We start from the raw sequence: 12,333 nt of genomic DNA, 5'->3' as shown, positions 1-12,333 counted from the left end.
AATGATAGACAACGGGTCTAATAAAGGCTTTAAAGCAAATTCAACTTTTTATTTCACTTAAAATCAAATGTATGAAAAAGTATTTATTTTTTGTAGGGATTGATGTTTCTAAGTCAAAATTAGACGTCACTTTTCTTGAGAAGCCATTAGGAAAGAAAATAGTTCACTTTGTGGTAAGTAACGACAACAAAGGAATTAAAGAGATTGTAAAGCAGCTAAACAATCGAAAAATTGCTTTAGAAGAGGTGTTGATCAGCTTTGAAGATACGGGTGTTTATTCACTTCCTTTGGGATGTTATTTGACACGGTACAAGATCGATTATTGGATGATTCCCGCCATTGAAATCAAACGCAGCAAAGGAATCTCCAGAGGGAAAACTGATAAAAATGACTCTAAAGATATTGCATTTTATACCTTAACACATTTGCACAAGTTGCGATTAACACAGCTTCCAGAGTTATCATTAATGGAACTTAAATTACTTTTTACAGAACGTGAAAAACTACTTAAAAGCTTGCGTATCATTGGAAGTACCAGTGAAGGAATCGGTTATATTCCCAAAGAAGCTATGGGTGATGTTTTAAAAATTAATAAAGTAGTTATTAAACAACTTCAAAAAGCAATCGAAAAAGTAGAAAGGAAAATGAAAGAAATCATTCAATCCAATGAGCAGCTCAAATTGCAGAACGAGCTCATTCAAAGTATTCCAGGGGTTGGGCCACAAACTGCCTTGTATATTATCTTAGTTACCAAATCGTTTCAATCCTTCGAAAACTGGCGACAAGTGGCTTGTTATGCTGGAGTGGCTCCATTTCAATACAGTTCTGGAAGTTCTATAAAAGGAAGGACAAAGGTCAATCATCTAGCAGATAAAAAACTAAAATCGTTACTGAATATGTGTGCTTTAAATAGCAAAAAACACGACGCGGAACTCAAACAATATTATGCACGGAAAGTAGGCGAAGGGAAATCGAAAATGTTGGTTTTAAATAATATAAGATGCAAACTATTGGGGCGAATTTTTGCAACTATTAACCGCGGAACACCTTATGTAAACATTCAAAAATTTGCAGCATAATTTTAGCGTTTTTTACTTGGATTTTGCCATAGAATGCGAGGTTGCGAAGTTCGGAACCGATTATTTTCTATCAAAGATAAAATTTCTTGCGAGAAATAAACGTGTATTTACTACAAAATTCGCAATCTTGCCAAATGCCTGTTACCAGCAGGTTTTTTTTTTATTCTATTAGTTTGAATTCTGTTTTTGATTTTCCGCCAAACATTGAAAAATTACTTTCAATTTCCATTACGCCTTCATAATTAATCCATTTTCCTTTAAGAATTGAAAAATTACCTGTTGCATTATGCGAAATTTTCATAAATGTTTTTTTGTCAGTTTCCATTCCAAACATTCCACCCATTGGATTTCTAAAATCTCCGATTACGTATTCTTTTATATTATATTTAATTACAGCAATTTGGTCGCCATCTTTTTCTACGATTCGTTCAATATAAACTGAGTTTTCATTGCTTAAACTATCGCAAACAAAATTTTGATCCATTTCGATTAAACTTAAGTTGAGTTTCCATTTTTCTCCAATTTCAACTTTTCTATTTGGAAGTTCAAATAATACTGAAATTAGATTTTTTTGAGAATTTTTATAATATGTACTTACAATTTCACCAGAATTAGTAATTCTCCCTCTCAAAACGACATTACCATTTAAACCAACTAATCCTTTGTAAAGGTTTTTAAAGTTTAGACTATCTTTTTCTATTTCATCAATTTTATTTTTGTCTTTTTTCTTTTTCCCTTTTTGTTTATTTTCAGCTTTTTCTTGAGACATTATTTCTTTAAACTTCTCAATAGAATTATCTTTTTCTTCGTTAAACATTAGCATTTCAATATCTATTAGTTTTTCATCTTTTTTGTTTACGAAAAGATTAGTTTGATATTTCATACCTGAATTAATTTCTGAGAGTGATTCTCGTATTTTTTCGAAGTCTTTATCAGAGAAAATAGAAGTAGAGTCATTTTTACTCGAAACTTCGCTTTTTTCTTTAATAGCATTCATTGTAGTTTTATATTTCAAAGTATCATTTTTGGATATTTTCCATTCTAACGATATTTTTTCTTTAGATTGACTAAATGCTAAAGTTGATATAAAAAGTAAAAAAAATAATGTTTTAATTCTCATTTGGTTGTTTTTAAGATTCTGCGGCAAACTTGCTGGTAACGTTCTGGCACTACAGCGGGTTTGGGACTAAATTAAGCCCTATTTTCGGATTTGCCAAATCATCCCAAATACAAGACCGTTTTTCCATTAAGCCAAATACCCAAATCCGTTGTAGTGGCTGTTAGCGGTTCGGGCTTTTTTCACGTTTCAGTTGTCGATAAATTCAGTTTTATGTTTTCTAATAAAATCTACTTGTAATTGTTGTAAATTTTCAGTGTCGTAAACTTTATAAAATTCATCGTCAAACTTATTCAATGGATTGTCTTCATAAGATTTACTAAAACCTTCTATTGTTCCGTCTTGATGTTGTGTGATTTTTGGATTTTCTCTTTCAAAAGTTTCATTCGCTCGTTTCGTCAATTCTGAAAATTTATTAGCTCCAACTAGTTTTAAAGCTTCGGGCAAATATTTATAAAATTGTCCACTTGAATTAAAGTAAAACTGATTATAACCACCATTATTAACTTCTGATTCTAAAGCCCAAATCATATAAATTGCTTGTTTTGATTTATTCCAACTCATTACAGTTTCGAATTCATTTTCGTAATCTGCTGATTGTTTCTGCGATAAGTAGTCAAAAACTACCTGCAATAAATTATCGTCAGAAGTATTGTCAATAATTTTTTCAGTCAGTTTCTTGTAAATTGGTCTGTTTTTAAACGCGTCAATTGATTGAGTAAGTTTTTCTTCAGTTTCTTTTGAGAGTTTTTCGTCGTCTTTTTTTGTGTTTCCAGAACAGCCAATTAGACTTAATATTGTCGATATAATTCCCATAATTACTAAATTTCTTTTCATTCGTCTGTTTTTTTTTCAGCCTGACCGCTAACTAGTTTATATACGCATAAATTCAACTCATTTTATTCCAAATTGGTATGTTATGCGCATGTTTTGTTTCGTATTATTTCTCCCAAATATATTTATTTTTTCTTACAAACTGTAAAAAAAATACGATTCATAAATCATGAAAAACCTCTTATGAAAATTAATGCCCTAGCCCAGATGGGAACGGCATCCTTTTGTGGTCTCGTTTTAAAAAAAACGAGACCACAAAAGATACAGTAGACAGCTGGAAATAGCTCCTGAAACTATTTAATGAGTTTATTCAGCATTCCGTTGAAGATAAAGCCGTGAAAAGGCAGTACGGAATACCAATATAATTTTCCTAAGATTCCTTTTGGCTTAAAAGTCGCCGCCTGATATAACGTATTGTGAATGATCTTAAATTCGAGCCATGCTTCGCCGGGCAGTTTCATTTCGGCGTATAAAATCAGTTTTCCTTCTTTTTTATTAGCATACAAAACGCGCCAAAAATCGAGTGCATCGCCGGCATAAATAGTATGTTTATTGGTTCGTCCACGACGGGAGCCTACACCACCAAATAACTTATCGATAAAGCCTCTGAAACTCCAGAGCCAATCGCCATAATACCAGCCAGTTTCCCCTCCTATCGACCAAATTCGCTCAATTGTATACTCACGGTCGAGGATTTCTTTTTTTCTTCGGTCAATGTAACAGCCTTTTTTAGGCACCTTTAAATGATTGGAAATGCTTTGGCTGAACCTTCCGCTGATCAGGGAATCTTTCCAGCTTGATACTACTTTGTCTTCCCCAACTTTTGATAAAGCCCTGGAAAGTGCTTCTTTGTAAGGAATTGGCTTTACGCCTAAAAGTTCGTTGATGCGATGATCACTGCAAATCACCTCAACTTTCATGCTGCTAACTAAGGCTGCTGCCAGTTTATAAGAGGTCGAGGTTACAAAATACAGCCAGTACGATGACAGTTTAGGTGTCATGACCGGAATGGTAAAAATATATCTTTTTAGGTTTTTTGCTTCGGCGAAAGCCAGTAACATTTCCTTGTAGGTTAGAATATCCGGACCTCCAATATCGAAACTCTGGTTGTAAGTAACCGGATTTAAAAGTGATTTTGAAAGGAATTCCAATACATCATTGATGGCAATAGGCTGACATTTTGTATTGAGCCATTTGGGAGTAATCATGACCGGAAGTTTGTTGACCAGATCACGGATAATTTCGAAAGAAGCACTTCCGGATCCTACTATAATTCCTGCTCTTAACGTCGTCAACGGAACTTTTGATTTCGCTAAAATGCTTTCGACATTTTTTCGGGAAGACAGATGTTTTGAGAGCGATTTATCATTTACAATTCCGCTTAAATATAAGATTTGCTGTGCCTGGGTTTGATTGATTCTTTCAGAGAAATTCGTTGCCGAAATACTTTCCAGTTCGTCATAATTGGTGTCAGAACCGGACATCGAATGGATAAGATAAAAAGCGGCATCAATAGCTGTTGGAATATTTATTAAAGTTTCTTTATCTAAAAAATCAACTTCTATAACCTGCACTTTTTGTTGAAATTCTTCCGGAATATAAAATCTGTTTTTATCTCTTACACAGCAAATTACATCATGCCCTTTATCCACTAAAATAGGTAAAATACGTTTTCCTATGTAACCTGTAGCACCTGTTAAGAGAATTTTCATGTTTTTTAGATTTTAAAACTCACCAGACCATAATCCATTTCGAAAACCTGACCTGAAATAGAATTTGCTTTTTCAGAGATTAGGAAATCAACCATATTAGCCACTTCATCAGGTTTTAAATAACTTTTCATGGGATGGCGTTCAATCATATTTTCTTTCATACGATCGTTTCGCAGTATGGAAGCTGAAAGTGACGTTTCGGTAATTGTGGGTGCAATTGCATTGACACGTATTGTGGGAGCCAATTCAGCTCCAAGTGATTTTACCAAACCTTCAACACCTGCTTTTGCAGTTGCGATACTGGCGTGAAAAGGCATCCCTAATTTTGCAGCAACGGTACTGAACAAAACAATGGAAGGCTGATTGCCTTTTTTTAAAACTGGCAGGTATTTCTGAATTACTTTTACGGCACCAATGACATTGATTTCAAAATCATTCCTGAAATCATCAACACTTAAGCCCGAAATAGGTTTTAAAGTTATCGATCCCGGACAATAAATCAAAGTGTCTATATTTTCGATATCAGGAAGTTCATCCTTCAACACATCCAAATTAAAATGAGTCAGGTTGGAATGACTAAAATTGGGTTCGGTCCGACTGATATTAAAAACGTTATTACGTTCTAACTGCTGCTGTAAAACTGCATTCCCAATACCTTTGCTTCCTCCGACGATTAGAATATTCTTCATCTTTTCGAAATTTTATTATGACTTATATGTCTTTGTCTGGAACATTTGAAACGGCCTTTTGTAAAGTCTCTCAATTTTTCATGTTTGGTTTTCCGTCCCTGAACACGTTCGCGCCACATTTTAAAACTTGAAGCTTTCATTTCGATTCGCATTAAATCGATAACTTCCTGTTCTTTTAAACCAAATTGTATAAAGATAGCATCAAAAGTTGTTCGGTCTTCCCATGCCATTTCTATGATTCTGTCTTTTTCGAGTTCGGTCATTTCTTGTTTAATCATTTGTATTTTTGAAATTGGTTAACCACAATTTTTGCTTTCAAATCAAACATCAGATTATACAAACCGAAAAAAGTACGATTCATATAAATAAAATGTTTGGAACCGCGATTCCCATTCATTTTTTTAAGATTAGTATCGTTAGAAAAACGTTCTCCTAATTTTGCGATATTTTCGAAGAAAGTTACATCAGCAAAATCGAAGGTTTCGTCCTGAAACGGTTTCGTGAAAAGCGATAACAAATCATGAAACATCTCTGTAAAATACTCGATTTCTGCAGGTGAATCATCTGGTCGAAGAATCTCTAATTCGAATAATTTCTCGTTGAATCGATTTTTATCGCTAATGACGTTTTTGTTGATTAACTCGAAATACGGTACATAAAATTCATTTGGAATCTGTTTCATACATCCAAAATCAATTGCAATCAAATGGTTTTGATCGTCAACGAGAAAATTTCCGGGATGCGGATCAGCGTGAACTTTTCGCAAAACATGAATCTGGTACATATAAAAGTCCCAAAGTGCCTGACCAATTTTATCTCCGGTTTCACGATCAAAATCTTTTGCCGTAAACTCAGAAAGATGAATTCCGGTCATCCAGTCCATCGTGATGATTTTCTCTGATGAAAATTCAGGATAATAGTTTGGGAAAAGAATGTTTTCGATTTTACTGCAGGCCGCAACCACTTCCTGGCTTTGTTTGAGTTCCAGTAAATAATTGGTTTCTTCAATCAGTTTGTCTTCAACTTCCTTAAAATATTTATCAGAATCTTTTCCTTGTAAATTAAACATTCGAATCGCAATAGGTTTGACCAAAGCCAAATCTGACGAAATACTATTGGCAACACCCGGATATTGAATTTTAACGGCTAGTTTTTTATCGTTTTTAACAGCCAGATGAACCTGACCAATACTTGCCGCATTGACAGAATTGGCATTGAATTCATCAAAGATTTCATAAGGTGTTTTGCCTAAATTATTTTTAAATGTTTTTAAAACCAATGGAGCTGAAAGTGGCGGAACAGAAAACTGCGACAAAGAGAACTTCTCTACATACGCCTGAGGCAGAAAATTCTTGTCCATGCTCAGCATCTGCGCGACTTTTAAAGCGCTTCCTTTTAGGCTTTTTAAGCCATCGTAAATATCTTCAGCATTATTTTCATTGAGTTTATCTCGGGTCAAGTCTGGATTAACCATTTTTTCAGCATAATGCTTCACATAGTTAACACCTATTTTTGCACCGGTCTGTACCAATTTGCTGGCTCTTTCAATTTTTGACGTGGGTATATAATCGATTGTTTTCATTTATTTGCTGTATATTTTTTCTTTGAAAAGGAATTTCCCAAAGTCAATCAGATGGTTTAATGGTTTAACATTCATTAATTCGAATGAAGCATTTACAGATTTTTCTATGAAAATATCTGTTTTTTCAAATGCTGCAGAATCATCGTCCATCCAGAATTTTATGGTCATCATCAGCTGCAGCCAGGCACTTTCCTGAATGGCTTTTTCCTGATATTTTTGCAATTTCTCCTGCTCCAGCCTGTAATCATCAGTCAGGATTTCGGAAACATAATTTTTAAATGCTTCGCGAAGTGTCGTCAGCTGTACTAAATTCTTTAATGGATTTCTGTCCCGTTTTAAAGATTGTAAAACGTAACTTCTGTTGGCTGCCAAAATTTCAAAAAAAGTGAAATAAAAACTCAGCATTTTATTCTTCATATCATATTGCGGATAGTCTTCATGCTGATGCAGTAAATTAAAAGAATTTTCAAAAAACAGTCTAAAAATTTCTTTTTCTAAACTTTCCAGTGTTCCAAAAAAAGTATAAAACTCAGCTTCTGTAAAGTGATTATGCTTTGCAAAAAGATAAACTGATTTTGGCTTTTCTCCTTTTTCCAAAACCTCATTCATGTATTTTGAAACGATATCATCCTTTGTGATTATCTTATTTTTAGTTGCCATTTCATTAAATTTAGAATTTGCCTTAAAGGTACGCAATGTTTAACTATATTTGTGTATCGTTAAACAAAACCTTCTGTTAAATATATTATAAACTATCATGGCAAAAAATGTTTTATTAACTGGCGGTACCGGATTTATCGGTAAATATCTTATCGACATATTGATTTCTAATGGTTTCTCTGTATCTATTCTAAGCAGAAGTGACAATAATAACTCCGGTGCCATAACCTATTACAAATGGGATTTGGAACGTAATTATATTGACGAAGAGGCCATTCTTAAAGCAGATTATATTATCCATTTAGCAGGCGAAGGAATTGTAGAGAAAAGATGGACAGCCAAACGCAAAAAAGATATTTTAGAAAGTCGCACCAAACCCATTGACCTTATTCATTCAGTTCTTCAAAAAAACAATAAATCATTGCATGCATTTGTTTCTGCGTCAGCAATTGGAATTTACGGAGCAGCAACAAGCAATGAAATTTGTACAGAGAGCACCCCTCCGGCAAATGATTTTTTAGGAATGACTTGTCAAAAATGGGAACAAGCCGTTGATAAAATTGAATCTTTAGGAATTAGAACTGTAAAAATCAGAACAGGAATTGTATTAGGAAGAAATGAAGGTTTTTTAAAAAAACTTACACCTGGTTTTAAAATCGGATTTGGAACAGTATTAGGAACCGGAAAACAATATTTGCCCTGGATTCACATTGAAGATTTATGCATTATTTATTTAAAAGCCATTCAGGATGAGCAAATAAATGGTGCTTATAATGCAACTGTTTTAGACAATACTACAAACGCAATATTATCTAAAACACTTGCCAATTTGTATGGATATTCGATTTGGCTTCCTAAAATCCATGCATTTATCCTTAAACTATTTTTAGGAGAAATGAGTGTTGCCGTCCTAAACGGTCAAAGAGTTTCATCGGAAAAAATTAAAAAAGCAGGTGTTCATTTCCTTTATGAAGATTTAAAAACAGCGCTTTCTAATTGTTTGCCTTAAAAATTAATTTTTATTTTAGAGTCAGTAGATTTTGTTCATCACCACCAATAACTCCGTTTAATTGAGTTTTTGCAATTTTTCCAATTTTTGAAGCTATTCTGTCCGGAATTTCAATATCAAAATCAGCAGTAGAAATTGGAAAATCTGATGTAATTCGTATTCCTCCATTGGCTTTTTTAAACATTGCCTTTACCACTATTTCTTTAGATTTTCCACGAATCATTAATCTACCTTTAATTACGTATTCTTTTTCAACTTCATCAATGTCTTTTAAATCAAATTTTTCGATTTTTCCTTTAAAAAAAGCTTTAGGGTACCGGTTGCTTTCGATATAATTTTCATTGAAATGCTCTTCCATCAAATCCAGTTTAAAATGAAAATCTCTCATAATAACAGTACATAAAAAAGTACTTGTTTTGGGCTCCAAAATAATCAAAACCGAACTGTTTACCGCTTTTATTTCTTCAAAAAATGGCACTGAAGCTTCAAAATTTATTATTGCTTTGCTGGTAGTTATTTTTTCCTGAGCAATAATAGAATAAGTGGTAAATAGCAGAATAAATAAAATAGTTTTTTTCATAATCGTCTGCAATTAAACAATTATATCATTCGGTTTTATTTAAAGAAAGAAAAGCTGAAATGAATCAGATTAAAAAAATCGAATGGCGTAACTCCGTAAAACATAGTAATACAACCATGTACTTAAATTTACGAAAATCCGAGGGATAGAGTTGAGGATTTAATGCTAAATATTTGTGAATTTTTTACTATTATCTTCTGCCTTTTATTAGAGCATAAATTGCATTTATAAAGAATAAAATCTGAGTGATGATTATTATAAATGAAGTTATAAATATTCCCCAATTTATTCTTTCATTAAAATGCATATCATCTAAAAGAGTTTCAAAATCTCCCGGAGCTGTTTCCCTAATAAGCAGAAAAAAACTGGCTATTGAACAATAACCTCCTATCGAAATAATTACATGGGCAATCGTCATCCATTTTATCAATGATAAATTAAATCTTATCAGAGCAAAATAAATTAGTCCTAAAGCGCCATAAATAAACGATGAAAGTAAAGCAAAATCTAAATAAGAAATAACCAAATAGGTATCATGAATATTGATATCCAACATCTCTTTAATATTTATAAACCCAATTATTAAAAGAATCGTTATAAAGGCTAAAAATAAAAAATAAGGTTTGCTGTAAATATATTTTATCATACTATCCAATTTCCAACAACACATTATATTTATCTAAACTAGCCAAATCTTCGATAGAATTCACTTTTGCTTCTTTGGCATGTTCTTCTATTTCTTTTTTGGTTTCAATTTGTTTGATACATTTTCTAAAACGGCGTACTTCATCCAAATTGGTTAAAATTAGTCCTGGAACCTGAACACTTTTACCTTCCTTGTCTTTCGCAACCATAGTGAAATAGGATGAATTGCAATGTTTGACAGCCCCGGTCTGAATGTTCTCTGCCTCAACACGAATACCTACAATCATAGAACTCCGACCCACATAATTTACTGATGCTTTCATTGTAACCAACTCGCCTACTTCAATAGGTTTTAAAAAGTTTACCGTATCAACAGAAGCCGTTACACAATAATTCCCGCAAAATTTTGAAGCACAGGCAAAAGCAATCTGATCCAGCAATTGCAAAACATATCCTCCATGAATTTTACCGCTAAAATTGGTATGTGACGGAAGCATTAATTCTGAAATACTTATTTTCGATGAAGAAACGGGTTTGAAATCTGTAGTCATATTATAATTATTTGTATTTAAAAGGAGAATTTTCTTTTTGAACAGCTGTGATAAAAAATTGGGTATCACCCCACCAGCTAAAGGTTTTATATCTTTCGACATACGTGAGTTTTACATATTGACCTTGCAACTCATTCAAGTCATCAATCACTTTTTTATCACTGTCTAAAACAGAGAAACGAAATATTTGCGAACCGGAAACGCCCTGGCTCAACTCGCCTTCCCATGTTTTCATCATAACTCCTTTATGGCTCAACTTAATTAATTCACCTGAACGATAACCTTCGCTATAAGGCACATAATAAATAAATGCAAAATATATTGTTCCAATCAACACACAAGCAACGGCAATAATCATTAAAATTCTTTTCATTCTGTTTTTAATTTAAAGATTGGTTTTCATCAGTATTGTTTGAAGCTCTTGTAATAATATTTTCAGGAAGTGATTTTTTGGCTTTCGCTCCCATTTTTTTTAACTTTTCAACACTCGAAATCAGGTTTCCTTTCCCGTCAACAAGTTTATTCATTGCATTTTCATATTCGGCTTTGGTATCTTTTATTTTATTTCCAATTTTTACTAAATCAGTTACAAAACCTTCAAACTTATCATACAATGCTCCGGCCTGACGTGCAATCTCAAAAGCATTTTCCTGTTGCTTCTGGTTGGCCCACATACTATCAATCGTTCGTAAAGTTGCCAATAAGGTAGTTGGTGTTACAATAACAATGTTTTTCTCAAAAGCTTTATTGTACAAATTAGAATCCTGATTTAAAGCAATGGCAAAAGCGGGTTCAATAGGAATAAAAAGCAAAACAAAATCCGGACTTTCAATTTGATACAGATCATGATAGTTCTTGCTCCCTAATTGCTCGACATGCCGTTTGATGGAGTTGACATGTTCTTTTAAAAGATCAGCTTTAAGAAATTCCTCTTCTTCATTAATCCATTTTTCATAAGCGGTTAGCGATACTTTTGAGTCGACAATCATTTTTTTTCCGTCGGGAAGATTAATGACTAAATCAGGAAAAACACGATTCCCTTCATTATTGGTAAAACTTTGCTGAACTTCATATTCCCTTCCTTTTTCCAGTCCTGATTTTTCCAAAACACGTTCTAAAACCAGTTCGCCCCAATTACCCTGCATTTTGCTGTCTCCTTTCAGCGCCCTGGTCAAATTTAAAGTCTCTTTGCTCATCTGAATATTCATTTCGCTCAAACCTAAAATCTGCTGGCGCAAAGCTGCGTGGTAATCGATACTTTCTTTATGAGTTTGTTCTACTTTTTGCTCAAAACCCTGAATTTTATCCTGCAGAGGCAACAGGATATTTTTCATATTTACGGAATTCTGCTCAGTAAATTTTGCTGATTTTTCTTCGAGGATTTTATTGGCTAAATTTTCGAATTCTTTAGTAAATTTTTCCTGCAGTGCTGTTATTTCTGCTTTTTGTTCTTTGTGGCGTTCCCATAAATTTTCAAAATCAGCTTCTTTTTTTGATAGCTGAATTGCTAAACTATCTTTCTCATTTCGAATATTTTCTTTCTCTGAATGGATTAAATGAAGCTGTTTTTCAAAACTGTTCTTTTCGTTTAGAAATTGTTCTCTCTGCAATAGAAATTGCGAATTTGCTCCATTAAGTTTTTCATTCAAACTTACTTTCTCTGATTCAAATTTAGACGAAGACAAAACTCTGCCCAAGTAAATGCCCAGGAATAAAGCCAAAACGAAAACCACCAGAAACGGAACAAAATCCAACATAAACACGTAAATTTTTAAGTAAAAGTACGCAATAATACGTAGTTCTTATTCTTTACAATTAATATTTCACGAATTAGTATCTAATCTAAATTAAATAAACAATTCAGTCATCTAAAAA

14 protein-coding genes are annotated in these 12,333 nt (G+C 33.1%); 2 read left to right on the top strand and 12 right to left on the bottom strand.

The features are described from left to right. Nucleotides 1–71 precede the first annotated feature (71 nt). Nucleotides 72–1,079 carry a transposase gene (locus tag BXU10_RS02455; protein ID WP_078225959.1) on the top strand — a complete coding sequence of 336 codons (1,008 nt, stop codon included), beginning with the start codon at nucleotides 72–74 and terminating at the stop codon, nucleotides 1,077–1,079. 160 nt (nucleotides 1,080–1,239) lie between these two features. On the opposite strand, the gene BXU10_RS02450 is transcribed toward BXU10_RS02455, so the two are convergent. From BXU10_RS02450 to BXU10_RS02420, 7 genes are all read right to left on the bottom strand, one after another. Continuing rightward, nucleotides 1,240–2,199: a hypothetical protein gene (locus BXU10_RS02450; RefSeq protein ID WP_078225958.1), complete on the bottom strand. Its 960-nt coding sequence runs from the start codon at nucleotides 2,197–2,199 to the stop codon at nucleotides 1,240–1,242. A gap of 186 nt (nucleotides 2,200–2,385) precedes the next feature. After that, nucleotides 2,386–3,033 (bottom strand): DUF4375 domain-containing protein, encoded by a 648-nt coding sequence (locus tag BXU10_RS02445; protein ID WP_223255377.1) that lies wholly within the window; start codon nucleotides 3,031–3,033, stop codon nucleotides 2,386–2,388. Nucleotides 3,034–3,323: 290 nt separating this feature from the next. Then, complete coding sequence (locus BXU10_RS02440; RefSeq protein WP_078225957.1) at nucleotides 3,324–4,742, bottom strand: SDR family oxidoreductase; 1,419 nt, start codon at nucleotides 4,740–4,742, stop codon at nucleotides 3,324–3,326. Nucleotides 4,743–4,747: 5 nt separating this feature from the next. Further along, nucleotides 4,748–5,431: an SDR family NAD(P)-dependent oxidoreductase gene (locus BXU10_RS02435; protein WP_078225956.1), complete on the bottom strand. Its 684-nt coding sequence runs from the start codon at nucleotides 5,429–5,431 to the stop codon at nucleotides 4,748–4,750. Continuing rightward, the gene (locus BXU10_RS02430) at nucleotides 5,428–5,709 is read right to left on the bottom strand and encodes a TIGR03643 family protein (protein WP_078225955.1); all 282 of its coding nucleotides are present in this window, start codon (nucleotides 5,707–5,709) and stop codon (nucleotides 5,428–5,430) included. Before BXU10_RS02430 ends, BXU10_RS02435 begins: the two co-directional genes overlap by 4 nt. Further along, entirely contained in the window at nucleotides 5,706–7,013 is a 1,308-nt protein-coding gene (locus BXU10_RS02425) for an AarF/ABC1/UbiB kinase family protein (RefSeq protein WP_078225954.1), read from the bottom strand. Before BXU10_RS02425 ends, BXU10_RS02430 begins: the two co-directional genes overlap by 4 nt. Next, on the bottom strand, nucleotides 7,014–7,673 hold the full coding sequence (locus BXU10_RS02420; protein WP_078227891.1) for a TetR family transcriptional regulator C-terminal domain-containing protein: 660 nt from the start codon (nucleotides 7,671–7,673) through the stop codon (nucleotides 7,014–7,016). It lies immediately after the preceding gene. 97 nt (nucleotides 7,674–7,770) lie between these two features. Between BXU10_RS02420 and BXU10_RS02415 the strand changes: the two genes are divergently transcribed. Further along, nucleotides 7,771–8,682 (top strand): TIGR01777 family oxidoreductase, encoded by a 912-nt coding sequence (locus BXU10_RS02415; protein WP_078225953.1) that lies wholly within the window; start codon nucleotides 7,771–7,773, stop codon nucleotides 8,680–8,682. Between the two features lie 10 nt (nucleotides 8,683–8,692). Here the strand turns inward: BXU10_RS02415 and BXU10_RS02410 are convergent, their stop codons facing one another. The 5 genes from BXU10_RS02410 to rmuC all read right to left on the bottom strand — a co-directional run bounded on the left by BXU10_RS02410 (nucleotide 8,693) and on the right by rmuC (nucleotide 12,215). Continuing rightward, nucleotides 8,693–9,262 carry a YceI family protein gene (locus tag BXU10_RS02410; protein ID WP_078225952.1) on the bottom strand — a complete coding sequence of 190 codons (570 nt, stop codon included), beginning with the start codon at nucleotides 9,260–9,262 and terminating at the stop codon, nucleotides 8,693–8,695. Nucleotides 9,263–9,452: 190 nt separating this feature from the next. Next, on the bottom strand, nucleotides 9,453–9,908 hold the full coding sequence (locus tag BXU10_RS02405; RefSeq protein WP_078225951.1) for a hypothetical protein: 456 nt from the start codon (nucleotides 9,906–9,908) through the stop codon (nucleotides 9,453–9,455). Between the two features lies 1 nt (nucleotide 9,909). Continuing rightward, nucleotides 9,910–10,458, bottom strand: a complete 549-nt coding sequence (locus BXU10_RS02400; protein WP_031457614.1) for an acyl-CoA thioesterase — start codon at nucleotides 10,456–10,458, stop codon at nucleotides 9,910–9,912. Nucleotides 10,459–10,465: 7 nt separating this feature from the next. After that, a complete protein-coding gene (locus BXU10_RS02395; RefSeq protein ID WP_078225950.1) occupies nucleotides 10,466–10,831 on the bottom strand; it encodes a 6-phosphogluconate dehydrogenase in 366 nt (121 codons plus the stop codon). Between the two features lie 7 nt (nucleotides 10,832–10,838). Further along, a complete protein-coding gene (gene rmuC, locus BXU10_RS02390; RefSeq protein WP_078225949.1) occupies nucleotides 10,839–12,215 on the bottom strand; it encodes a DNA recombination protein RmuC in 1,377 nt (458 codons plus the stop codon). Nucleotides 12,216–12,333: the final 118 nt, after the last annotated feature.

Origin of the sequence: Flavobacterium sp. LM4 (genome assembly GCF_002017935.1) — a bacterium.
Taxonomy (GTDB): Bacteria; Bacteroidota; Bacteroidia; order Flavobacteriales; family Flavobacteriaceae; genus Flavobacterium; species Flavobacterium chungangense.
This window is presented reverse-complemented; position numbering and strand designations above follow the sequence as displayed.